General features: G+C 62.0%; 20 protein-coding genes and 1 other RNA gene. 12 read left to right on the top strand and 9 right to left on the bottom strand.

What is annotated here, in order from left to right; translation table 11 throughout:
* Positions 1-115: 115 nt before the first annotated feature.
* From CBW66_RS20730 to CBW66_RS20740, 3 genes are all read right to left on the bottom strand, one after another.
* On the bottom strand, positions 116-1,768 hold the full coding sequence (locus CBW66_RS20730; RefSeq protein ID WP_170932922.1) for a patatin-like phospholipase family protein: 1,653 nt from the start codon (positions 1,766-1,768) through the stop codon (positions 116-118).
* Between the two features lie 145 nt (positions 1,769-1,913).
* On the bottom strand, positions 1,914-2,765 hold the full coding sequence (locus CBW66_RS20735) for a DUF3667 domain-containing protein (protein WP_230492241.1): 852 nt from the start codon (positions 2,763-2,765) through the stop codon (positions 1,914-1,916).
* A gap of 207 nt (positions 2,766-2,972) precedes the next feature.
* Complete coding sequence (locus tag CBW66_RS20740; RefSeq protein WP_086139077.1) at positions 2,973-3,425, bottom strand: hypothetical protein; 453 nt, start codon at positions 3,423-3,425, stop codon at positions 2,973-2,975.
* A gap of 171 nt (positions 3,426-3,596) precedes the next feature.
* Here CBW66_RS20740 and CBW66_RS20745 point away from each other — a divergent pair, with 171 nt between their 5' ends.
* A complete protein-coding gene (locus tag CBW66_RS20745; protein ID WP_086139078.1) occupies positions 3,597-3,863 on the top strand; it encodes a hypothetical protein in 267 nt (88 codons plus the stop codon).
* A gap of 89 nt (positions 3,864-3,952) precedes the next feature.
* Here CBW66_RS20745 and rpoH read toward each other — a convergent pair whose 3' ends face one another.
* The 5 genes from rpoH to CBW66_RS20770 all read right to left on the bottom strand — a co-directional run bounded on the left by rpoH (position 3,953) and on the right by CBW66_RS20770 (position 9,085).
* Complete coding sequence (gene rpoH / locus CBW66_RS20750) at positions 3,953-4,852, bottom strand: RNA polymerase sigma factor RpoH (protein ID WP_170932923.1); 900 nt, start codon at positions 4,850-4,852, stop codon at positions 3,953-3,955.
* A 399-nt stretch (positions 4,853-5,251) separates the two neighbouring features.
* Positions 5,252-6,172 (bottom strand): permease-like cell division protein FtsX, encoded by a 921-nt coding sequence (ftsX, locus tag CBW66_RS20755; RefSeq protein ID WP_086139079.1) that lies wholly within the window; start codon positions 6,170-6,172, stop codon positions 5,252-5,254.
* Complete coding sequence (locus tag CBW66_RS20760) at positions 6,169-6,912, bottom strand: cell division ATP-binding protein FtsE (RefSeq protein ID WP_086139080.1); 744 nt, start codon at positions 6,910-6,912, stop codon at positions 6,169-6,171. The genes ftsX and CBW66_RS20760 overlap by 4 nt, the downstream gene beginning before the upstream one ends.
* Positions 6,913-6,920: 8 nt before the next feature.
* Complete coding sequence (ftsY, locus tag CBW66_RS20765) at positions 6,921-7,979, bottom strand: signal recognition particle-docking protein FtsY (RefSeq protein WP_086139081.1); 1,059 nt, start codon at positions 7,977-7,979, stop codon at positions 6,921-6,923.
* Positions 7,980-8,143: 164 nt separating this feature from the next.
* Positions 8,144-9,085 (bottom strand): MerR family transcriptional regulator, encoded by a 942-nt coding sequence (locus CBW66_RS20770; protein WP_086139082.1) that lies wholly within the window; start codon positions 9,083-9,085, stop codon positions 8,144-8,146.
* A gap of 204 nt (positions 9,086-9,289) precedes the next feature.
* Between CBW66_RS20770 and CBW66_RS20775 the strand changes: the two genes are divergently transcribed.
* From CBW66_RS20775 to CBW66_RS20820, 10 genes are all read left to right on the top strand, one after another.
* Positions 9,290-10,603, top strand: a complete 1,314-nt coding sequence (locus CBW66_RS20775) for an NAD(P)/FAD-dependent oxidoreductase (RefSeq protein ID WP_086139083.1) — start codon at positions 9,290-9,292, stop codon at positions 10,601-10,603.
* Positions 10,593-11,396, top strand: a complete 804-nt coding sequence (locus CBW66_RS20780) for a DUF1365 domain-containing protein (RefSeq protein ID WP_086139084.1) — start codon at positions 10,593-10,595, stop codon at positions 11,394-11,396. The genes CBW66_RS20775 and CBW66_RS20780 overlap by 11 nt, the downstream gene beginning before the upstream one ends.
* 80 nt (positions 11,397-11,476) lie before the next feature.
* Positions 11,477-12,640, top strand: coding sequence for a cyclopropane-fatty-acyl-phospholipid synthase family protein (locus CBW66_RS20785; protein WP_086139131.1), 1,164 nt, complete (start codon positions 11,477-11,479; stop codon positions 12,638-12,640).
* A gap of 2 nt (positions 12,641-12,642) precedes the next feature.
* Entirely contained in the window at positions 12,643-13,191 is a 549-nt protein-coding gene (locus CBW66_RS20790) for a chalcone isomerase family protein (protein ID WP_086139085.1), read from the top strand.
* Complete coding sequence (locus CBW66_RS20795; RefSeq protein ID WP_086139086.1) at positions 13,188-14,471, top strand: MFS transporter; 1,284 nt, start codon at positions 13,188-13,190, stop codon at positions 14,469-14,471. Before CBW66_RS20790 ends, CBW66_RS20795 begins: the two co-directional genes overlap by 4 nt.
* Positions 14,459-15,019, top strand: a complete 561-nt coding sequence (locus tag CBW66_RS20800; protein WP_230492242.1) for a DUF3833 domain-containing protein — start codon at positions 14,459-14,461, stop codon at positions 15,017-15,019. Before CBW66_RS20795 ends, CBW66_RS20800 begins: the two co-directional genes overlap by 13 nt.
* Positions 15,016-15,783, top strand: coding sequence for an SDR family oxidoreductase (locus tag CBW66_RS20805; RefSeq protein ID WP_086139087.1), 768 nt, complete (start codon positions 15,016-15,018; stop codon positions 15,781-15,783). Before CBW66_RS20800 ends, CBW66_RS20805 begins: the two co-directional genes overlap by 4 nt.
* Positions 15,780-16,235, top strand: a complete 456-nt coding sequence (locus CBW66_RS20810) for a nuclear transport factor 2 family protein (protein WP_086139088.1) — start codon at positions 15,780-15,782, stop codon at positions 16,233-16,235. Before CBW66_RS20805 ends, CBW66_RS20810 begins: the two co-directional genes overlap by 4 nt.
* A gap of 973 nt (positions 16,236-17,208) precedes the next feature.
* Positions 17,209-18,306: a porin gene (locus tag CBW66_RS20815; RefSeq protein ID WP_086139089.1), complete on the top strand. Its 1,098-nt coding sequence runs from the start codon at positions 17,209-17,211 to the stop codon at positions 18,304-18,306.
* A gap of 151 nt (positions 18,307-18,457) precedes the next feature.
* Entirely contained in the window at positions 18,458-18,997 is a 540-nt protein-coding gene (locus CBW66_RS20820) for a hypothetical protein (protein ID WP_086139090.1), read from the top strand.
* Positions 18,998-19,070: 73 nt separating this feature from the next.
* Here the strand turns inward: CBW66_RS20820 and CBW66_RS20825 are convergent, their stop codons facing one another.
* On the bottom strand, positions 19,071-20,774 hold the full coding sequence (locus CBW66_RS20825) for a thiamine pyrophosphate-binding protein (RefSeq protein WP_086139133.1): 1,704 nt from the start codon (positions 20,772-20,774) through the stop codon (positions 19,071-19,073).
* A 203-nt stretch (positions 20,775-20,977) separates the two neighbouring features.
* Between CBW66_RS20825 and rnpB the strand changes: the two genes are divergently transcribed.
* Positions 20,978-21,317: RNase P RNA component class A (rnpB, locus tag CBW66_RS20830), an RNA gene on the top strand.
* Positions 21,318-21,680 lie beyond the last annotated feature (363 nt).

Consider the following 21,680-nt stretch of genomic DNA (forward strand, 5'->3'; position numbering starts at 1 on the left):
AGGCGGCTGCGGTGCATGGGTTTATCCCCGCAACAGCCGTACAGTGCATTCTTCTTCGTCGACGTCATGGCTGTCTTGATTACAATCAAGAGTTACTCTTGACGGGACAGGCAGCTCACTTCTTGCAGCGTATCGGCACGTTCACGGAATTGCCGTCCGAACTCAGGTTGCGGTACTGCAAATCTTCGCTTTCGATGGCAAAGCGGGGCACGGCGTGCACATAGCGCTGCTTGCAGACCATGTCGTCGTTGATCAGCTTGCCCGCCAGCATGTAGTCGCACAGGGCGAAGCGCGATTCCTCGTCGTCGAGGATCAGCACGCGCGCCGCGCTGTACAGCGCCGACTGCAAGACGTCCGGACTGCAATTTTCCGGCCCAGTCAGCTTCAGATGGGTTTTCGTCTGCGTGGCCAGGCGCTGCAGCTTGACGAGGGCGGCGCGCTCTTCCTTGCGGGCACTGTCGACTTGGGCGTCGCCGCTAGCCAGGCGCAGCGCCAGCGAGGCGATCTGGTCGATGGAAATATGCCAGGCGAAACCTTCGAGCCGCGTGCGGATCTGGCCCGGCAGAGGATCGGCCGCGTCGACTTCGCAGCGGTACTGGCCCAGATGGGGCCGGCACAGCACGGGAATGGCAAAGGCTGACGTACGCTTGCCCTTGACGAATTTCTGGCTCAGGTCGCCGAAATTCTCGTGCGTGACCGTATCGAAGCGGGCCTGGCCAAAGCCCATCTTGACGAGGTTTTCCTTGCGCTGGCGCGAAAACAGGGCGTCGACGGCGTCGTAGATATTCTTGTTGAAGATGCGGTCCAGCGGCTGGCGCTCGTCGGACATCTTTTCGAACACGGCGCTGGAATTGGGCGCGTTGGCGTCGATCGAAATGAGGATGAAGGGCTTGCTGTTCAGGCGCGGCGGCACGACGGCCATGTCATTGCCGTACAGCTGCGTCAGGGCCACGTCCCACAGGGTTTCCACGCCCAGGTTGTCGGCCGCGCCGCCGTCGAACAGGTGCACGTACGACGGCGATTCGCGCGACTCGGAACCGAGTTCCGGCACGAAGGTATTTTTCGGGCGGAAACGCTCGAAGGTGACGGAATCGAACACGCCGGGAAAAGCGGCCGAGGTGGCCACGGCCGTGGCCAGGCGGATATCCTGGATCGGCGAATGCAGGGTGCCGTAAAAATACTCATAGGAAAACACCACGCGCTTGCCGCCATCGGTGGCGTCCGTCGCGTTGGCCAGGAAGATGGGGCCGTCGTGCGGCAAGTCCTCGTAGGTTTTCTTGTCGTACAGGACATCGTCAAATACGTCGGACAGGAACGAGGTGCGCGTCTTGTTGGTCAACAGCATCGTCGTCAGATTGGCCGGTTTTAAAATGGTCTGGCCGAAGAAATCCGTTTTCAGTTTGCTGCGCAGCAGGGGCCAATCCGTCTGCTTGCCATGCAGCGCATAGTAGCCGCCCGCGATGGCGCCGCCCGAGACGCCGGAAATGGCCGAGGCGCCGCTGACGAGGCCGAACTGTTCCAGTTGCTCCAGCGAGGCGGCCGAGAAATTGGCTGCGCGGCTGCCCCCGCCGGACAGGGCGATGCCGATGAAGTGGTCGTTCGGCATCGGGTTCTGGATGCGCGCCTTGGGCGCGTCGATGCGCAGGCGCGGCGCTTCCTGCACGGTGAACGTGCGGTTTTCCACGCCGCTGTTGGGGCGCAGGGCGAGTACCGTGCAGCCGCTCAGCAGCGCAACGCAGACTAAGGGGGCGAATAAATGTAGCTTCATGCGGGATCTGTGCGTAGTCATTGGTTGGGATACGGACGGAAAACGTGTGCGATTCTAGCAAACTTGTCCGTGTCAGTATCGATCCCCGCAACCAGTACGCGATGCCGCCGCACCGGCCCGGCATGAAGACGCGCGGCATGGCGCTTTAATGGTACAGCATGACGCCCGTGGCGATGCAGCCGGCGATCGCCAAGCCCATGGTCAGGGCATAGGCCGCCATCAGCAGGGCCCAGCGGCAGGCGGTGGCGAGTTTGCCGCCCGAATACACGCGCCACATGGCCCAGGGCAGATAGCCGAGCAGCCAGACGCCGAGCGCGAGGCGGATGATCTCGACGGGGATCAAGGTCATCAGGGCCATCATGATGAAGGCGAAGGCATTCGCGTGCAGGGCGAACAGGAAATGCTCGCCATAGCGGCGCCCGCTGCCCAGGTAGAGGATCTTCAGGTACAGGGCGAACAGCGGCATCAGGCAAAACATGGCGTACGGCGCGTAATGGAAAAAGCTGTCCAGCATGAGCTTTTGCTTGCCGGCTTCGGGCAGTTCCACAAAATGCTGCCACTGGCGTGGCAGGGCGGGGGTCTGGCCCAGGATGCGCACCTGTATCTGCGATGGCTGGTTTTCCACGGTCTGATGGGAACCCCGGGCTTGTTCATTGTGGGCGGGAAGCACCAGGTCGCCGCTGCCGAACTTGAGGATGGCAAAGAAGAGGATGCTGAAGGTCAGGTACACGCGCAGTGGCTCGACGTAGCGCACGCGGCGTCCCGCGATGTATTCATTGCTCAGCGCACCAGGACGAAACAGCAGCAGGGCCAGGGTACGCCAGAGCTTGCCTTCGAGCGCCACATAATGCGCGACAAATTCATGCAGGAATTCGCGCGCGCTGGGCACGTGCAGGGTCGTCGCCTGGCCACAGGCGCCGCAGAAGTTGCCTGGCGCATCGGTATGGCAGTTATGGCAGGTGCTGGCGGGACTCGTGCCGGATGACGCTGTTTTCAAGATGAATTCTTTCCATAGCCGAAAGGTACAAATGATCGCCCGAGGGCGTAGCATATGATGAATGAAAACAATGATAAAAGCGCATTTTTCTTTCGGTAGTTGCTTCCGAGATACAAAACTCCGGTACCGTGCAGGCCCCGCCGAAGGCGGACAGCAGCCGTCGTTCACCGGCCGGCGCGGTGGCGCCAGACGCCAGCGCGACGATACCTAGCGGGGCAGCGCGCCCTGCGTGATCTTGACCTTGACGCGGTAGGTGGGCGCGGCCGCGTCCAGGGCGGGCGGCGTGGCCGGGTCGACGTCGAGCAGGGTGAACGTCAGGTGGTTGACGGTCACGGAACTGGCGGCGCCGGGCATGGACTCGGACAGGACGATATCGGTGGCGCCCGCGCTGTTGAGCAAACTGAAACTGTAGCTGACGTAACCTTTCCACACGCACACCGCGCCCTTGCGGCAGCGGCTGTCGTTGACGCGTTCGAGTTTCAGGGTATCGGTGGCCGTGATGGCGACCTGTTCGCCCGGCGACAGCACGTGGGTAACGCTGCGCGGCGTGTTTTCCGCATCGCCGGCGCTGCCGGCCGCGCCGCAGCCCGCCAGCACGGCCAGGCAGGCGATGAACAGGGGTAACAACCACGTTCGGTACGATTGATGTAGATAGCGCATGTTTTTCCTTTCAGGTGGAGCGTCCCGGCGTGGCGTCCACGCAGGGGATAATGATAACAAAATGATATTTTTCCGGCGCACTATTGGCGCGCTGCCGATGAATTGACGCGCCGGCCACGCGGCGCGCCGATTACTGCGTAGAATGGCTGTTTTGAAAATCAGGAAACAACCATGAAAAAAACCGACCTGGCCAAAAGCGATGCCAAGAAACTGATGGGAAAGATGAATGTTCCCGGCGCCGGTGCATTCGGTAAGGAAGCGGTGGTCGTCGACCGCCGCGAGCAACGCAGGCGCGATCAGGCCTTGGGCCTGGTGCCATTCGCCGTCAAGCTGAACAGCGATCTGGTCTTGCAATTGCAGACCCTGGCCAAGGAGCGCGGCGCGGATCTGAATGAATTGGTTGCCGAAGTCCTCGTCAAGGGCCTGGCTGCAGCATAAGGCGCTGCCATGTTTATCTGTTGATAAACATCATTGGTAAAACTAAAAGGCGCCTTGCGGCGCCTTTTACATTGCGGCATTGCTTGCGATCACACGTAGGCCGCCAGGGCGCCCTTCATTTTTTTCAGCGCCGCCACTTCGATCTGGCGGATGCGCTCGGCCGATACGCCGAACTCTTCGGCCAAGGCGTGCAGGGTGGCGCCCGAGCCGTCATCGTTGGCCAGCCAGCGCGCTTCGATGATGCGGCGCGAACGGGCGTCGAGCTTGGACAATGCCGTTTCCAGGCCTTCCGATTGCAGGCGCGTCACTTGTTCCGCTTCCAGCACCTTGGTCGGCTCGCTTTGCTCCGACGACAGGTAGGCGATCGGCGAAAACTTGTCGTCTTCATCGTCGGTCGGCGATTCCAGCGCGATGTCGCGGCCACTCAAGCGCGTTTCCATTTCGATCACTTCTTCGCGCTTCACGTCGAGCAGCTTGGCCAGCGCATCGATCTGCTTGGGCGTCATCGCGTCCAGGCCCGTCTTGTGGCTGCGCAGGTTGAAGAACAGCTTGCGCTGCGCCTTCGTCGTCGCGACCTTGACCAGGCGCCAGTTTTTCAGGATGTACTCATGCATCTCGGCTTTCACCCAGTGCATGGCGTACGATACCAAGCGCACGCCTTGGTCCGGATCAAAACGCTTCACGGCTTTCATCAAGCCGATATTGCCTTCCTGAATCAGGTCGGCGTGCGGCAAGCCATAGCCCAGATAGCCGCGGGCAATCGAGACCACCAGGCGCAAGTGAGACAGCACCAGCTCTTGCGCGGCGGCCAGGTCATTTTTTTCACGCAGGCGTTTCGCCAGCGAAATTTCTTCGTCGTGGGTCAACATGGGCAGACGGTTCACGGCCGAAATATAGGCGTCGATATTGCCCAGATTGCCAGTGAACCCGAGGCCCAGCGCATTACTTTTGGTCGGAACCAATGCGGATGTAGCGGACATCATAGTCATGTTTTCTCCCTCGTAATCTTGCTGTGTTCCAGTTGGCCACATCACACGACATGGCCCGATTGTCTGTTCTGTTTTGCGTATTCGGTCTTGCACTTTGCAGATCGCGGCACCATCTTCATCTGGCGTCCATGGCGGTTCTGCTCTTGGTATGTCCCTATATTAGCACTCTCTGCCTGAGAGTGCCAATCAGCACATTTAATCGCCCTGATAGCCTAAATACTATGGTGATTTAATGCTTGATATATATCTCTTAACAGCGCGAGATAGCGCTTTACGACAACGTAGCCAGTCTACGGCCTCTGGCTGAAGCGAACCTTAAGAATACTTGCTTAATATCAAGATAACAGCAGATGGGGGGCGCGCATGGCGGCACCGCAGGCGCCGCCATGGGAGGGAAGGTCAGTTCAGGCGCGCCAGGTGGCGCTGCACGCAGAGGAAGGCGCCGATCAGGCCCAGGCCGGCGCTGACGGCCAGCAAACCTGCCATCGGCAGCGGCGCCAGCGGCACCAGCTGGAATTCGGACGCGTACAGACGTGCAAACTCGGCAATCGCGGTATTGAGCGGCTGCAAGGCCAGCGCCACGGCGCCCAGGGCCAGCGCACCGGCGCACAGGCCCAGCAGGGCGCCCGTGTAATAGAAGGGGCGGTGGATGAAGGTGTCGGTGGCGCCGATCAGTTTCGAGATACTGATTTCATCGCGTTGCTGCATCACTTGCAAACGGATGGTATTGAAGACCACGGCGATGACGGCCACACCCAGGGTGATGGCCAGCAACAGCAGCACCAGGCGCAGCACGCCCAGCAGGGCCGCGAGGCGCTTGACCCAGGCCGAATCGACTTGCGCCGATTCCACGCCGGGCAGGTGGCGCAACTGTTCCGCCACGGCATCGACATCCTGCGCTTCGCTGGCGCTGCTGAAGGCGTCGAGTTTCAGCACATAGCTGTCGGGCAAGGGATTGTCGCCCAGGGTGCTGAGCACGTCGGCCAGGCCGTTCTTGTTTTTCAGCGTGTCGAGCGCCTGTTCGCGCGGGATGAAGACGATCTTCGCCTTTTGACTGCCGACGATCTTGCGCATCGCGCCAGCCAGGCCCGCGGCTTGCTCGCGCGGCGTGTCGATCTTCAGGAAGACGCTGATTTCCGGGTCGACGGACATTTGCTCCGACATCGGGCGCACATTGTCGAGCATGGTCAAGCCGGCGAACGGCAGCGACAGGGCGATGGCGACGACGAGCACGTTCAAGAGAAAGCCGCCTGGCGACTTGCGCAAGTGAATCAGCGCCGAACCGAGCGCGAAGCGGTGTTGACGGAACCAGCCTCTCATGCCTGTTCTCCCTGCGCGTCGTCCCGGTCGGGAGCGGGCGCAAAATCGGGATCGGGCGGGGCGAAGACGGGCGCCTGCGTGGCCTTGTCGATGGCGACCAGCTGGCCGTTTTTCAGGTGGATCACGCGGGCGGCGGCGTCGAGCATCTGTTCGTCATGGCTGGAAATGAGGCAGGTGACGCCCACCGAGTGGAATGCTTTCAGGGCGTCGAGTACCTTGTTGGCGCTGGCGCGGTCCAGGTTGGCCGTCGGTTCGTCGGCCAGGATGATCTGCGGCCGGTTGACGATGGCGCGCGCGATCGACACGCGCTGCTGCTCGCCGCCCGACAGCGACAGCGGGCGCGCCATGGCGCGGTCCAGCAAGCCGACTTTATCGAGGGCGGCGCGTGCGCGCTGCTCGGCGGCCGCCTTGTGCGCGCCGACGACGAGCAGCGGCAGCATGACGTTGGCCAGGATGGAGCGGTCATTCAGTAATTTTTGCTGCTGGAAGATCAGGCCCATGTTACGGCGCAAAAACGGCACGCCGGCCGGCTTGATCTTCGCCATGTCCTGGCCATTGACGATCAGCTTGCCCGAGGTGGGGCGTTCCATGGCGGCGATCATTTTCAGCAAGGTAGACTTGCCGGCACCGGACGGACCGGCCAGGAAGACCAGCTCGCCCTTGGCAATATTGAGTGAAATGTCGCTGAGCGCCACGGCGTCGGCGGAGTATTGCTTGGAGACGTGCTGAAATTCAATCATGTAGGGGCTTATCCGAGCAGCGCTTCGACAAATTCGGCAGCCACGAAAGGCTGCAAGTCCTCAATTTTCTCACCGATACCGATGAAATACACGGGCACGGGGCGTACGCGGGCAATCGCCGCCAGCACGCCGCCCTTGGCGGTGCCGTCCAGCTTGGTGATCACCAGGCCGCTCAACTGCAGGGCATCGTCGAACGCTTTCACTTGCGTGAGGGCGTTCTGGCCCGTGTTGCCGTCGATGACAAGCAGGGTTTCATGCGGCGCGCCCTCCATGCCCTTGCCGATCACGCGCTTGATTTTCTTCAATTCTTCCATCAGGTGCAACTGCGTCGGCAAGCGACCGGCCGTGTCGACCATGACCACGTCGATGCCGCGCGCTTTCGCCGATTGCACGGAATCGTAGGCCACGGCGGCCGGGTCGCCCGACTCCTGCGAAATCACGGTGACGTTGTTGCGCTCGCCCCAGACCATCAATTGTTCGCGCGCGGCGGCGCGGAAGGTGTCGCCCGCGGCCAGCAGCACGGACTGGTTGTTCGACTGCATGTGCTTGGCGAGCTTGCCGATGGTGGTGGTCTTGCCGGCGCCGTTGACGCCGGAAATCATCATCACCAGCGGCTTGTGGCGGCCCAGTTCGAAACGCTTTTCCAGCGGGCTCAAGAGCTCGATCAGCAGCACTTTCAGCGCGGCCTTGACGGCGGCGGCATCGAGCAGCTTGTCTTCCTTGACCTTTTTCTTCAGCGCCGTGAGCAGGTAGTCGGTGGCGTCAATGCCGGCGTCGGACATCAGCAGCGCCGCTTCCAGCTCCTCGTACAGGGCCTCGTCGATCTTCGCGCCGACGAACAGCACGGACAAGGTGTTCGAGGTTTTCGACAGGCCTGCCTTCAGGCGCGTCATCCACGATTTTTTCTCGGGCTCGGCGGCCACGATCACGGGTACGAGCTCGGCCGGCGCGCCGCTCAGGGACGTAGCGGCTGGCTGCGGGGCAGGCGGCGTGGCGGCGGGAGGGACGGGGGGCTCGGCTGGGGCAGCCTCGGGAGCGATGGTTTTTTTCTTGAAGAAACTAAACATGGATGTGTGGTGGCGGGTGCTGACCTAAGGCCCGGCGGCGCCGGACACTGTGTTACGGGCTATTCTACCAGAGCGCGCCCGGCCCTTCATGCTTTACTGTTCGATTGGCAACATTGCGCCGCTATCCACGGAGATCGCCGCAGTTGCCGCGCTTTTCAACGGGGTCAATGGGTTTGCAGGGCGCGTGCCTGATGGCGGCGGCGCCAGTCGGCGATGCTTTCGTCGACTTGCCGCAAGTCCAGCACATGCAAAAAGGGCGGCGGCTGCTTGGTCAGCACGGGACTGCGTCCCCCGGCCCACAATTCCATGCTCGGTGGCAAGCTTGCATGCAACTGCTGCAGGCTGTCGCGCGTCTGCCGCTGCTTGCTGGCGCTGGAAAATGACAGCGCCACGATGTCGGCCCGCTGCGCGCGGGCGGCCGCGACGATGTCCGTCAGCGGCGTTTCCACCCCCAGCGACATGCAATGGGCGCCGGCCGCCGCGCACAGCGCCTCGGCCATCAGCAGCCCCAGGCCGTGGCGCTCCTGCGGCAAGGTACTGAGCACGATGCGCGGCGTGCGCGTCGATGGGCTGCTTGCCTGTGGCAGGGAAAAGATGGCGTGGCGCATCACCGTCTGCAAGGTTTCGCTATACAGATGCTCTTCATACACGGCCAGGTCGCCGCAGGCCCACGCCTCGCCCACCATGCCCGTCAGGGGCGCGATCACGTCGATGGTGAAGGCTTTCAAGCCCAGCACGGCCAGCGCCTGGCGCAGGGCGTCGCCCAGTTCCGCCATCTGGTGGCCGCGGCACAGTGACAGGTAGTGTTCGAGCTGCGGAGGCGGCGTCGACGGCGCCGCACTGCCGGCGCTGGCCAGCTGCTGCAGTTGCACGGTGCTGTGCTGCATGATTTTGCCCGGACGAAAGCCGAGGTCCAGCAGGCGCTTGACCATGCGCAATTTTTGCACTTGCTCGGCCGGGTAGCTGCGTTCGCCGAAGGCGTCGCGCTGGGGCTGCGGAAAGGCGTAGCGGCGCTCCCAGACACGCAAGGTTTCCTTGGCCAGGCCGGTATCGCGCTCGACATCGCTGATGCTGAAGGCGGAAGTAGGTTGCAGGTCAGTATCCATACCAGTGGCTTGCTCGCATGCCAAAAAGAACGTGGAGTGCATTTTACGCCTTCCGCCGCCCCGGACCAAATAGCTGAATCCGATTGGAAATTGCCGGCGTATAAGTTGTTGAACGGTCGAGAGCGCTCATTGACATGAATCAATATTTCATCGATTATCCATGAGGCTCATTTTGTCCAGGACAAACTTAATACAGGTGTATTCATGAAAATTGCCGTCGTCGGAGCAGGAATTGCAGGTTTGTCGTGTGCCTATCGCCTGGCGCAGGCGGGCCAGGACGTTACCTTGTACGAGGCGGGCGACTATTTTGGCGGCCACAGTCATACGGTCGATGTCACGCTCGATGGCGTCACGCATGGCGTCGACACGGGTTTTCTCGTGTTTAACCACGCCACCTATCCGAACCTGGTGCAACTGTTTGATGAACTCGGTGTCGAGGCGGCCGACAGCGACATGTCGTTTTCCGTGAAAATGCCGCTGGGCACCTCGTCCGATGCCCGCGTGCTGGAATGGGCGGGCGCCAATGTCGATACCGTGTTTACCCAGCGCAGCAATCTGCTGCGCCCCGCCTTCCTGCGCATGCTGCGCGATATCGTGCGCTTCAACCGCCAGGCCAGCGCCCTTGCCACGGCCAGCGTGCCGGCGCCGGCCCTGTCGCTGGGCGAGTTTCTCGATCTGCACGGCTATGGTGAAGAGTTCCGTCACTGGTATCTGCTGCCGATGGCCGCCTGCATCTGGTCGTGCCCGGCGCGCCAGATGCTGGCCTTTCCCTTGGCCACTTTCATCCGTTTCTGCCACAACCACGGCTTGCTGCAAGTGAGCAACCGGCCGCAATGGCGTACGGTGCGGGGCGGTTCGCGCGTGTACGTGGAAAAACTGCTGGCAGGCATTCCGCAGCAGCGCCTGGCGTGTCCCGTGCTGGCCGTGCGCCGCCAGCCGCACGGCGGTGCGCGCATGGTCGAGCTGCACACGGCTGCCGGCGTCGAGCATGCCGATCACGTGGTGCTCGCTTGCCACAGCGACCAGTCGCTGGCCCTGCTGGCGGACATCCGCGACGACGAGCGCGCCGTGCTCGAAGCCGTGCGCTACCAGCCGAACCGGGCTGTGCTGCATACGGATGCCTCCTGCCTGCCGCAGCGCCGCAAGGCATGGTCGGCCTGGAATTACCAGGGCCGGCCGGTCGCGCAGGAGGGCGAATCGCCGCAGGTATGCGTCCACTATTTGCTGAACCAGTTGCAGCCGCTGCCGTTTACGACGCCCGTCATCGTCTCGCTCAATCCGCTCGACGAGCCGGACCCGGCCAAGGTCATCGACGCGTTTTCGTATGCCCACCCCGTGTTCGATGGCGCCGCCATTGCCGCCCAGGCGCGCCTGGCCGGTTTCCAGGGCGCGCAGCACACGTGGTTCGCGGGCGCCTGGACGGGCTATGGTTTCCATGAAGACGGCTTGAAGTCGGGCCTGGCCGTGGCGCAAATACTCAATGGCATGGCGGCGGCGGAGCTCGGCCATGCCGCGTGATCCCGTGCAGCCGGCCCAGCCGCTGTCCCAGCCCCAGCTGTGCCTGGGACAGGTGCGCCATGCGCGGCTGCGTCCGCGCGCGCATGCTTTTGCTTACGGCATGTTTTATCTGCGCCTGCCCTTGCGCAGCCTGGGTGCGCACGATTTTCCTGCGCGCCTGATTTCGCGCAACGGCGCCAATGTGCTGGCCTTCCGCGACAGCGACCATGGCGATGGCGCCACGCCGCTGCTGGAGTGGATCGACGGCTTGCTGCGCCAGCACGGCGTGACGGACGCGGGTGGCGAAATCTGGCTGCAAACCATGCCGCGCATGTTCGGCTACGTCTTCAATCCCGTCAGCTTCTGGTTTTGCCACCGCCCTGACGGTGCGCTGCGGGCCGTGCTCTGCGACGTGCGCAATACCTTCGGCGAGCGCCACCTGTACTTGCTCGAACAAGGCGGGCCCATCGCCTATGGCAGTGAGTTGCGCGCCAATAAGATTTTCCACGTGTCGCCGTTTTGCAAGGTGGAAGGAAATTATCGTTTCCGTTTCCTGCGCAACAGTGAAGTGGATGGCGAGCGCCACCTGGCCCGGGTCGATTACGACGACCTCGACGGTCCTATTTTGCAGACGAGCTTGTCCGGCACGGCGCGGCCGCTGCGCGATGGCGCCATCGCCTGGGCTCTGCTGCGCTACCCGCTGATGACGTTTGGCGTGATGGCGCGCATTCATTGGCAAGCCTTGCGCCTGTGGCTGCGTCGCGTGCCGTTTTTCAGCAAACCCCACCCCCCACAAGAAAAGGTGTCCCGATGAGTTCCGACTCCCTGCCGACCGGCCTGCATGCGCGCAGCAGCGCGTGTCCCGCGCACTTGCCCGACCACACGCACCTGGACATGCCCGCTTCCGGGCGCATGATCGTGCGCCTGCTGCAAAAACTGCAGCATGGCGCGCTGCGCCTGCGCACGCCGGATGGCAGCATCTTGCTGTACGGCGATGGCAGCCATCCCGTCACCCTGGACTTGCACAACTGGCGCCTGTGTTCGGCTGTCCTGCGTTCGGGCGATATCGGCTTTGCGGAAACGTTTATCGCCGGCGACTGGCGCACGGACAATTTGCCGGGCTTGATCGAGCTGATGATACGCAACCGCGCACAGATTGAATCGCTGATCTACGGCAACTGGTGGGGCAACCTGGTCTACAAGCTGCGGCATTTGCTCAACCGTAATTCGCGCGCCGGCAGCAAGAAGAATATCCACGCCCATTACGACATCGGCAACGCCTTTTATCAGTTGTGGCTGGACCCCTCGATGACGTATTCGAGTGCGCTGTTTGCGGAAGGCGCCAGCCTGGAGCAGGCGCAAGGGGCGAAATACGGGCGCATTGCCGATCAGCTGCAACTGCGGCCGGGCGCCAAGGTGCTGGAAATCGGCTGCGGCTGGGGCGGCTTTGCGGAAACGGCGGCGCGCAGCTACGGCGCCCACGTGACGGGGCTGACCTTGTCGACCGAGCAGCTGGCGTATGCGCGCCAGCGTCTGCAGGACGCGGGCCTGGCAGGGCAGGCCGACTTGCAGCTGTGCGACTACCGCGACAGCGCCGGCCAGTACGACGCCATCGCCTCGATCGAGATGTTCGAAGCCGTAGGAAAAAGCTACTGGCCCGGCTATTTCGCCTGCGTGGCGCGCAACCTGAAGCCGGGCGGTCGCGCCTGCATCCAGACCATCGTCATCGCCGACGACTTGTTCGAGCGCTACAGCAAGAGCACGGATTTCATCCAGCAATACATTTTCCCGGGCGGGATGCTGCCGTCGCCGGCCGAGTTCCGCCGCGCCGCCGAGGCGCAGGGCTTGCGGGTGGAAGACGCCTTCCGCTTTGGCCTCGATTATGCGGAAACCTTGCGCCAGTGGCGCGCCAGTTTCCTGGCTCAGCGCACGGCGCTGGAAAAGCAGGGTTTTGATGGCCGTTTCCTGCTGACCTGGGAGTTTTACCTCGCGTATTGCGAGGCCGCCTTCCAGGCGCACAATACGGATGTGATGCAATTTACTCTGGTGAAGGACTGACCATGCGCCGCCTGCTTGCCACTGTTGTGCTGTCCATGGCCATGCTGGGCGCCGCGGCCACGCCGCCGGCGTTTGTCGCCGCCGACGTGCCCGAAGCCCGGCTGGCGGGGGAAGGCGAATACACGTGGTTCGGCATGCGTATTTATCGGGCACAACTGTGGGTGGGACCGCAAGGCTACCAGGGCGCGGCGTCGGCAACGGCGCCTTTCATGCTGGAATTGCGCTACGCGCGCTCGCTCGACGGCAAGAAGATCGCCGAAGCCAGTTATGAACAGATGCAGAAAATCGGTGCCGGCACGCCGGAGCAGCGCCTGGCCTGGCTGTCCACCATGCAGCGCATCTTTCCTGACGTCAAAGAGGACCAGCGTATCGCTGGCGTCTACCGGGCCGGCATCGCGCCCGGCGTGCGCTTTTACCTCGATGGCAAGGTGCTGGCCGACGTGAGCGATGGCGATTTCGCGCGCGCCTTCTTCGCCATCTGGCTCGCGCCGTCGACCACGGCGCCCAAGCTGCGCGCGGCCTTGCTGCAGAATGCGGCGCCGCTGCCATGACTGCCGGGGCCAGCGCCTTGAACTTGCCTGCCTTGTTCAGTTATGGCCTGTTCGGCTTGCCGCTGGCCATGCTGGCGCTGCCCATCTATATCTATGTGGCGCCGTTTTATGCGCAGCGCAGCAATCTTGACCTGGCGCAGATCGGCGCCGTGCTGCTGGCGGCCCGCATCGCCGCCGCCTTCATCGATCCGGCCCTGGGCGCCTGGATGGCGCGCAGCGGACGCAGCTATGCCGTGCTTGTCGGCGCCGCGTTGCCCCTGCTGTTGCTGGGCTTTGGCGCCCTGTTCCATCCGCCCTCGATGCCGCAAGCGGCCACCCTGGCCTGGTTCCTGGCCGCCTTGCTGCTCGTCTACGCCGCCTATGGCCTGGCCGGCATCGCGCACCAGAGCTGGGGCGCGGCCCTGAGCCAGCTGCGCGCGCAACGGGCGCGGGTGGCGGCCGTGCGCGAAGGCTGCGGCTTGCTGGGCGTGATCCTGGCTGCCGGACTGACTTCCGTGCTCGGCTATGACGGCTTGTCGCTGGCCTTTGCCGTCTGCCTGCTGGCGGCGGGTGCGCTACTGCTGGTGCGCGCGCCGCGTCCCGCCTTGCGCAGCGCCGGGGAAACGGTTTCCCGCAATGGCTGGAAGCTGCCGTTTCGCCAGCGCGCGTTTCGCTGGCTGTTTGCCGTCCTGCTCGTCAATGGCGTGGCGGCCGCCATCCCCGCCACCCTGTTCCTGTTCTTTGCCGGCGACTACTTGCGCCTGGGGCATTACGCGGGACCGTTCCTGATCGTCTATTTTTGCGCGGCGGCCGCCTCGATGCCCGTGTGGGTGGCGCTGGCGCGCCGCTTTGGCGAGGCGCGCGCATGGGGCGGCGCCATGCTGCTGGCCGCGGCCGTGTTTGTCTGGGCATATGGCCTGGGCGCGGGCGCCGTCTGGGGATTTGCCGCCATCTGCCTGCTGTCGGGCCTTGCGCTGGGCGCCGATCTGGCCTTGCCGCCGGCCTTGCTGGCGGGATTGATCGGCGCGGCCGGCCATGCCGGGCGGCACGAAGCGGCATATTTCGGCTGGTGGAACTGGGGCGTGCAAATGAGCCTGGCGCTGGCGGCCGGCATCGCCTTGCCCCTGCTGGCCTGGCTCGGCTATGTGCCTGGCAACAGCGGCGGCGGCTTGCCGGCCCTGGCTGCCGCCTATGCCTTGCTGCCCTGCGCCTTGAAACTGCTGGCGGCACTGCTGCTGTGGCGCGCGCCTCTACAACATATATATAGTGAAACCGGGGAGTATCGACCATGTACCTCATGACATGCTGCCGGCGCGGCATGATGGCCGCCGCCTTGCTGCTGGCGCTGGCTGCCTGTTCCACGCCGCCCACGCCGGCTATGTACGCGCAGGAAACCCCTAAGCTGGATCTGCAGCAGTACTTCAACGGCACGCTCGATGCGCACGGCATCTTCCAGGACCGCTCCGGCAAGGTCGTGAAACGCTTCACTGTCGTGATGCGGGCCAGCTGGGCGGGCGAGACGGGTACCCTGGACGAGGATTTCACGTATGCGGACGGCAGCCGCCAACGGCGCGTATGGACCTTGCGCAAGACGGCACCCGGGCGCTTCATCGGCACGGCGCCCGACGTGATCGGCGAGGCCGTCGGCGAAGTGGCCGGCAATGCGCTGCGCTGGCAATATGTGCTGGCGCTGCCCGTCGATGGCACGGTCTACCACGTCGACTTCGAGGACTGGATGTTCCTGATGGATGACAAGGTCATGCTGAACCGCGCTGCCATGAGCAAGTTCGGCTTCAGCCTGGGCGCCGTCACTTTATCGTTCAACAAGCGTCCGCAGGCGGCCCCATGAATCGCAAGATCAGCAGCTGGGCCGGCAAGCACGTGTGGATCATCGGCGCTTCCAGCGGCATCGGCGCCGCCTGCGCCACCTTGCTGCTGGAGCAGGGTGCCAGCGTGGCCTTGTCGGCCCGTCACCGCGCCAGCCTCGAGCAGTTGTGCGAGGGGCAGCCGCTGGCGCAGGCATTGCCGCTCGATATCACCCAGCACGCGCAGCTGCGGGCCGTCTGCGTAGAGTTGCAGCAGCAGTGGACGCATATCGACCTGATACTGGTGGTCGCTGGCGGTTATCAGGCCATGCGCGCCGATAGCTTCGACCTCGAGGCGGCGCAGGGCCTGCTGGCCCTGAATGTGGGCGGCGTCTTCAATTGCCTGGAACAGGCCTTGCCGTGGCTGTTGCGCCAGGGCAGCGGCGGCATCGGCATCGTCGCCTCGGTGGCCGGCTATGGCGGCTTGCCCAAGGCGCTCGCATATGGCGCCAGCAAGGCCGCGCTGATCAATTTGACGGAGTCGCTGTATCTGGACCTGCATCCACGCGGGATTGATGTGTATCAAATCAACCCCGGTTTTGTCGCCACGCCTTTGACGGCGGACAACGATTTCACCATGCCGGCCCTGATGACGGCGCAGGACGCGGCCGCTGCCATGCTCGACGGCATCGAGCGGGGGCAGTTTCACATCCACTTTCCCAAGCGCTTTACCAATACCCTGCGCCTGGCGCGGCTGTTGCCGTACCGCGCCTATTTCTGGCTGGTCCGCAAGGTAACGGGCGTATGAACACAAGCATGCTGGACACGGAAGGCGTGCAACAGGCGGTGGCGCGTCTGGTGGCATTTTACGAGCACCTGAGCCTGGAAAGCCTGGCCCAGCTGGGTGCCGTGTACGCGCCGGACGCCCATTTCAAGGACCCGTTCAACGAGGTGGCGGGGCATGCCGCCATCCTGGCCATCTTCGAGCACATGTTCGTGCAGGTTGATGCGCCCCGGTTTGTCGTGCTGGAAAGCCTGGGGCAGGGGCAGCAAGCCTTCCTGACCTGGGAGTTTCGCTTCCGCATGAAACGACTGGTATCTGGCGAACAATGCATACGCGGCGCGACCCATGTGCGCTTCGATGCGCAGGGACGGGTGATCGTGCACCGCGATTATTGGGATGTGGCGGAAGAATTGTATGAAAAACTGCCGTTGCTGGGCCCTTTCATGCGCCTGCTCCGGCGCGCAAGCCAGCGCTAAGCTTGTTTCTCTATGCTTTTAAGAAAAAAATGTAAAAAAGAAAAGGTAAAAGGCGTGGAATGGGGGTGTCGAAAACTTGATCTCGGTCAAAGTGTCGTTTTTTAGACACAAAAATATCAAAATATTGAGAAGGCAACATTGTAAGAAATTGTTTCAAGTGATGCGCAATTTGCAAGCAAGAGTCGTACTCATCCGTTCCAAGCGGCTGGTGGAAACGTAGTCTGGAAAACATGGAAAACATTTCTATGTGAGCAATTTAAATTACCGGAAAGTCAGTAATTGTGTTGATACTCTGCCTATTTTTTCGACGCGTGCGCCGACGTCGAAATTAGCGCCTACGCCCCTGAATAATGCGGCAACGCACCAAAAATGGGCGCATGCATTCCCGTTTTTGGGCATTCGGCAGCAAACATTGCCGATGCCGTGTATGCTTCGTCCCGTTTATCCATTATCGCCTGACAAATTGTGCGCTTTGTCGCGTAAAAATTGGAGGGCAAATGAGGGGTAAAGCATGTTGACGTTTTAATCACTCGCCTGATACTGTTGCACTAATACAACGAGTGTCGACTAGGCATGCGCTATGATGGAATGGTCAATCAGGCCAATGCATTGGTTGGCAAGGGGCACTGGCTCTGTCGCGTAGTACGGTTGGCGATGGTCGGGATGCCTGAAAAAGCCCCTGGCCTGGTACCGGAAGTAACATGTTGGAACTTGATGGAATGTGAAACGGTCGTTATAGTGCCGCTTCCGGTGCCGTTTGAGCACCGAACCGGCGCACGAATGACGGTCGTTATGCAGCCTTCAAGCTTATCGGTGCAATAGCGTGCCGATACCGATATGAATGTTCCTCTGACCGGAACAGCAATGTGGCAGGTGGAGACCTTGCCCTCACTCATAAAAAGCGCTCTGCTAGAGCGCAGCTCGAGATGCATAGGCTGTATTACTTTTTGCTTCAAAATTAAAGGAAATCGCAATGAAAAAAACTCTGATCACCCTGGCAGTCCTGGCAGCAGCCACTGGCGTAGCCCAAGCTCAATCGAGCGTTGTTATCTACGGTACCGTTGACGCTGGTTTCGTCAGCGAGCGCGGCGGTGTTAACGGCAACGTTAACAAACTGGACAGCGGCGTTGCTTCGGCTTCCCGTCTGGGCTTCAAAGGCACCGAAGATCTGGGCAGCGGCCTGTCGGCACTGTTCGTTCTGGAAGCTGGTTTCGGCGTTGACACCGGCGCACAAGGTAAAAACGAATCCCTGTTCGGTCGTCAATCGTACGTTGGTCTGAGCAGCAAAACGACCGGTACCCTGACCCTGGGTCGTCAATACACCCCTTGGTACAACACCCTGTCGAAAGTTGCTGATCCATTCGCAGTGGGCTACGCTGGTTCCGCCAAGAACCTGTTCCCATCGAAAGCACTGACCCGCACCAGCAACACCGTGCTGTACACCACGCCAAACTTCAACGGCTTTGACGCTGACGTGGCTTACACCTTCGGCGAAAAAGCTGAGTCGAACAAAATCGGTCGTCAAATCGGCGCGTCGGTTGGCTACTCGAACGGTCCTTTGAATGCACGTCTGGCTTACAACACCACCAGCAACGACACCGCAACGACCGAATCCGGTAGCGCACGTAACTGGTTGGCTGCAGCTAACTACGACTTCGCAGTTGCTAAAGCTTACATCGCATACGGTTCCAACAAAGGTAACAACAGCGCTGTAGCTAACAACGCCAAGGAAAACGCTGACGGCACGTTCTCGACTGTCAACTCGTTCAACTACAATACCGCTGCTTACAGCAACGACAGCAACAACATCCTGGTTGGCGCTACCGTACCTGTTGGCCCAGCTGGCACCGTAATGGCTTCGTTCATCCGCACGAACGACAAAGCTGGTACGAACGCTGATGCTGATCAATGGGCACTGGGCTACTCGTACGCTCTGTCGAAGCGCACCAGCACCTACGCTTCGTACGCTAAAATCAAGAACAAAAACAACGCTGGCTACACCGTTGGTAACAACAGCAATGTTGGTACGGGCGACAAAGCCTTCAACGTTGGCGTTCGTCACTCGTTCTAATATTCGCGCAAGCGAAGCTTAGTACCGCTGCAGTCATCCCTCCGGGGATGTCTGCCAGCAAAGAAACGCGTCTCCAGGCTAGTCCTGGCGGCGCGTTTTTGCATGTGCGGCGCCAGTTATAATGGCGCCGTTACCCAAGTAAAGGAATGCCATGTATTCATTCACCTCGCCGCGCCTGGCCGCCATGCTGGCCGCGCTGCTGCTCGCTGGCGCCACCGGCGCCGCTTTTGCCGCCGTCAAGGGCAAGAAGCCGGCCGGACTGGAGCGCTATGGCGTGGCCGTCTACTCCGACCTGTGCCTGCAAAAGGATAGCGGCGAAATCGGCGGCCAGCGCGTCACCCTGCACCGCTTTGCCGAGGCCGATTCCGTCATCTATGAATTCACGGCAGGCGCCCTGAGCTGGCCTATCGTGGCCAACGACGTCAACCTGGACGCCGCCACGGGCGCCTTCGACTTCACCATCGCCGGCGCCGACAGCGAAGAGCGCACCATCGTCGGCAAGTTTTCCAAAGATGGCCAGACCCTGACCCTGGAAGGCGATTACTGCGGCGGCAACGTGCGCATGCCGATGAAGCTGAGCCGCGTGCGCGATTTCGGCCGTCCGCTGAAAAACTGCACGCCGTGCCCGCCGATGCCGGAGACGCCGGCGCAGGCGCCAGCGCAGGACAGCGCCGAGGCGCCTGCCGCCTGACGCGGTTGTGATTCGCCCATGAAAAAGGCCCGGTATCGACCGGGCCTTTGTTATTTCTCGCCTTGCAAGGGGCTTATTTGGCCGCTTGCGCCTTTTCCGCATTCGCGCGGATGGTGGCGAGTGTCGCGTTCGGCGTGATCAGGTTGCCGTCGTAGCGCAGCTCGATCAGGGCCGGCAAGTTGTGCGCCCTGGCATGCGCCAGCGCCCGCTGCAGCGCAGGGGCGAACTCGTCCGTCGTATTCACCACTTCGCCATGCGCGCCGTACGCCTGCGCCAGCGCCGCAAAATCCGGGTTGTGCAGGGTCGTGCCCGACACGCGGCCCGGGTAGTCGCGCTCCTGATGCATGCGGATGGTGCCGAACATCTGGTTATTGAAGACGATGATGACCACGCCCGCCTGGTATTGGACGGCCGTGGCCAGTTCCTGGCCATTCATCATGTATTCGCCGTCGCCGGCGAACGTGATGACGGTGCGTTCCGGATGCACGATCTTCGCCGCCACGCCGGACGGCACGCCGTAGCCCATGGCGCCGTTCGTCGGCGCCAGCTGGGTGCGCATGCCGCCGTAGCGATAAAAACGGTGTGCCCACGAGGCGTAATTGCCGGCGCCGTTCGTCAGAATGGTGTCGGCCGGCACCTGCGCCATGATCTCCTGCGTCACTTGCCACAGGTCCAGCGGCGCCTGGCCATCGCGGAAGATGGGCGGCTGCTCCTGGTAGGCGGCCAGCTCGGCCTTGGCGTCCGCGGGCGTATGTTGCCAGGCGGATGCGTCGACGGGGGACATGGCGGCCAGCATGGCGCACACTTGCGGCATGCCGCTGTTGATCATCAGCTCGGCCTGGTAGACGCTGCCCAGCTCCTCGGCGTCCGTATGGATGTGCACCAGGCGCTGGCGCGGCACGGGCGAGTCGAACAGGGTGTAGCCGCCCGTCGTCATTTCGCCCAGACGCGGGCCGATGGCGATGACCAGATCGGCGTTTTTCACGCGCGCGGCCAGTTTCGGGTTGATACCGATGCCGACGTCGCCGATGTAGTTCGGGTGTGCATTGTCGAGCAAGTCCTGGAAGCGGAAGGCGCAGGCGACAGGCAGGTGGTTGCTTTCCGCGAACCGCTGCAGGTCGGCGCACGCTTGCGGCGTCCATGTGGTGCCGCCGAGCAAGACCAGCGGCTGCTTTGCGGCCGCCAGCATGCTGCGCAGCTGCTGCAGCTGGGCGTCGGATGGTGCCGCCTGCACGGCTTGGTAGGCGCGCGTGTCGGCGACAGTCGCCATGGAGATCAGCATGTCTTCCGGCAGGGCCAGCACGACGGGGCCGGGGCGCCCGCTGGTGGCGACCTGGAACGCGCGCGCCAGGTATTCGGGGATGCGCTCGGCGCGGTCGATCTGCGCCACCCACTTGGCCATCTGTCCGTACATGCGGCGGTAGTCGATTTCCTGGAACGCTTCGCGGTCGACGAAATCGTTGCCCACCTGGCCGATGAACAGGATCATCGGGGTGGAGTCCTGGTAAGCCGTGTGTACGCCGATCGAGGCGTTGGTGGCGCCCGGACCGCGCGTGACGAAACAGATGCCCGGCTTGCCCGTCAGCTTGCCGTAGGCTTCGGCCATGAAGGCGGCGCCGCCTTCCTGGCGGTTGATGATGAAGCGGATGCCCGAGTCGTGCAGGGCGTCGAGCACATCCAGGTAGCTTTCGCCAGGTACGCCAAAAGCGGTGTCGACACCGTGGATCTGCAGGGCATCGACCAGGATCTGGCCGCCGGTACGGGGTTGTTGCGTCATATTCGGCTCTTTATATTCTAGTTGGGTGGCAAAGAAATGGGGCAAGCGGTGCGCATGCGCCTGCGTGCAGGCAGCTTGCCCCATTCATTCTATGTGAGTCGATTTGGCCCGGCTTTTGAAATGGCGACACCGAATTACACAATCCCCCGGCGGGTGCGGCGCGCTTTTGCAGAAACATGCTGCGGCGCGGTACAATGGCGGGTGAAGCAGGCCAGACAGTCGCTGGCCGGCGCAGCAATGCGCTGGCGGGAGGAAGGTCCGGACTCCATAGAGCGGGGTGACGGTTAACGGCCGTCCGTCGAAAGCCGCAAGGTATAAGGCGAGGAATAGGGCCACAGAGACGAGCGTATTAAGTTACGGTGAAACGCGGTAACCTCCACCTGGTGCAATTTCAAATAGGCACGCGATGATGCTGCTCGCGGAGCGTGCGGGTAGAAAGCTTGAGCGCCCGAGCAATCTGGCGCCTAGAGGAATGACTGTCATAGCGCCAACCTGCGAGGGAAGGCGCCGTAACAAAATCCGGCCTATCGGCCTGCTTCACTTGAATTCCTGCTCCCAGGCTTGCCGGGGGAGTCCCTTGGTCACGGCAGTTTGCATGCTGCGCACCAAACAAAAGCCCCCGCAAAGGGGCTTTTTTTGTTTCTAAAAATATAGCGGTGAAGATAAAGTTGTATATACAACTAAAGATGAACAATTGGTTAAAGTTTCTTGTTTCTAATTAATTGCTGCAGTGCAAAAATAATTTTCCCGTCTCAGGCCAGGCCCGGAAAACAGGGCAGGTATGCGCCATGGACGATTGTTTTTTGCTTTAAACCAAGTCTTTCTCTGCCGCTGTTGGCTGTTGTGTCTGGATGACGAAAGTATTGTCATGTGTCAACTAACTGTAAAAAATTCAATTTTTTGATT

Source organism: Janthinobacterium sp. GW456P (assembly GCF_002127655.1).
In the GTDB taxonomy this organism is placed as follows: Bacteria; Pseudomonadota; Gammaproteobacteria; order Burkholderiales; family Burkholderiaceae_D; genus Janthinobacterium.

What these genes read in the sequence shown, in the direction of transcription:
- CBW66_RS20730 (WP_170932922.1), bottom strand. Translation starts at nt 1,768, where the DNA reads ATGAAGCTACATTTATTCGCCCCCTTAGTCTGCGTTGCGCTGCTGAGC.
- CBW66_RS20740 (WP_086139077.1), bottom strand. Translation starts at nt 3,425, where the DNA reads ATGCGCTATCTACATCAATCGTACCGAACGTGGTTGTTACCCCTGTTC.
- CBW66_RS20745 (WP_086139078.1), top strand. Translation starts at nt 3,597, where the DNA reads ATGAAAAAAACCGACCTGGCCAAAAGCGATGCCAAGAAACTGATGGGA.
- rpoH (WP_170932923.1), bottom strand. Translation starts at nt 4,852, where the DNA reads ATGACTATGATGTCCGCTACATCCGCATTGGTTCCGACCAAAAGTAAT.
- ftsX (WP_086139079.1), bottom strand. Translation starts at nt 6,172, where the DNA reads ATGAGAGGCTGGTTCCGTCAACACCGCTTCGCGCTCGGTTCGGCGCTG.
- CBW66_RS20760 (WP_086139080.1), bottom strand. Translation starts at nt 6,912, where the DNA reads ATGATTGAATTTCAGCACGTCTCCAAGCAATACTCCGCCGACGCCGTG.
- ftsY (WP_086139081.1), bottom strand. Translation starts at nt 7,979, where the DNA reads ATGTTTAGTTTCTTCAAGAAAAAAACCATCGCTCCCGAGGCTGCCCCA.
- CBW66_RS20770 (WP_086139082.1), bottom strand. Translation starts at nt 9,085, where the DNA reads ATGGATACTGACCTGCAACCTACTTCCGCCTTCAGCATCAGCGATGTC.
- CBW66_RS20775 (WP_086139083.1), top strand. Translation starts at nt 9,290, where the DNA reads ATGAAAATTGCCGTCGTCGGAGCAGGAATTGCAGGTTTGTCGTGTGCC.
- CBW66_RS20780 (WP_086139084.1), top strand. Translation starts at nt 10,593, where the DNA reads ATGCCGCGTGATCCCGTGCAGCCGGCCCAGCCGCTGTCCCAGCCCCAG.
- CBW66_RS20785 (WP_086139131.1), top strand. Translation starts at nt 11,477, where the DNA reads ATGCCCGCTTCCGGGCGCATGATCGTGCGCCTGCTGCAAAAACTGCAG.
- CBW66_RS20790 (WP_086139085.1), top strand. Translation starts at nt 12,643, where the DNA reads ATGCGCCGCCTGCTTGCCACTGTTGTGCTGTCCATGGCCATGCTGGGC.
- CBW66_RS20795 (WP_086139086.1), top strand. Translation starts at nt 13,188, where the DNA reads ATGACTGCCGGGGCCAGCGCCTTGAACTTGCCTGCCTTGTTCAGTTAT.
- CBW66_RS20800 (WP_230492242.1), top strand. Translation starts at nt 14,459, where the DNA reads ATGTACCTCATGACATGCTGCCGGCGCGGCATGATGGCCGCCGCCTTG.
- CBW66_RS20805 (WP_086139087.1), top strand. Translation starts at nt 15,016, where the DNA reads ATGAATCGCAAGATCAGCAGCTGGGCCGGCAAGCACGTGTGGATCATC.
- CBW66_RS20810 (WP_086139088.1), top strand. Translation starts at nt 15,780, where the DNA reads ATGAACACAAGCATGCTGGACACGGAAGGCGTGCAACAGGCGGTGGCG.
- CBW66_RS20815 (WP_086139089.1), top strand. Translation starts at nt 17,209, where the DNA reads ATGAAAAAAACTCTGATCACCCTGGCAGTCCTGGCAGCAGCCACTGGC.
- CBW66_RS20820 (WP_086139090.1), top strand. Translation starts at nt 18,458, where the DNA reads ATGTATTCATTCACCTCGCCGCGCCTGGCCGCCATGCTGGCCGCGCTG.
- CBW66_RS20825 (WP_086139133.1), bottom strand. Translation starts at nt 20,774, where the DNA reads ATGACGCAACAACCCCGTACCGGCGGCCAGATCCTGGTCGATGCCCTG.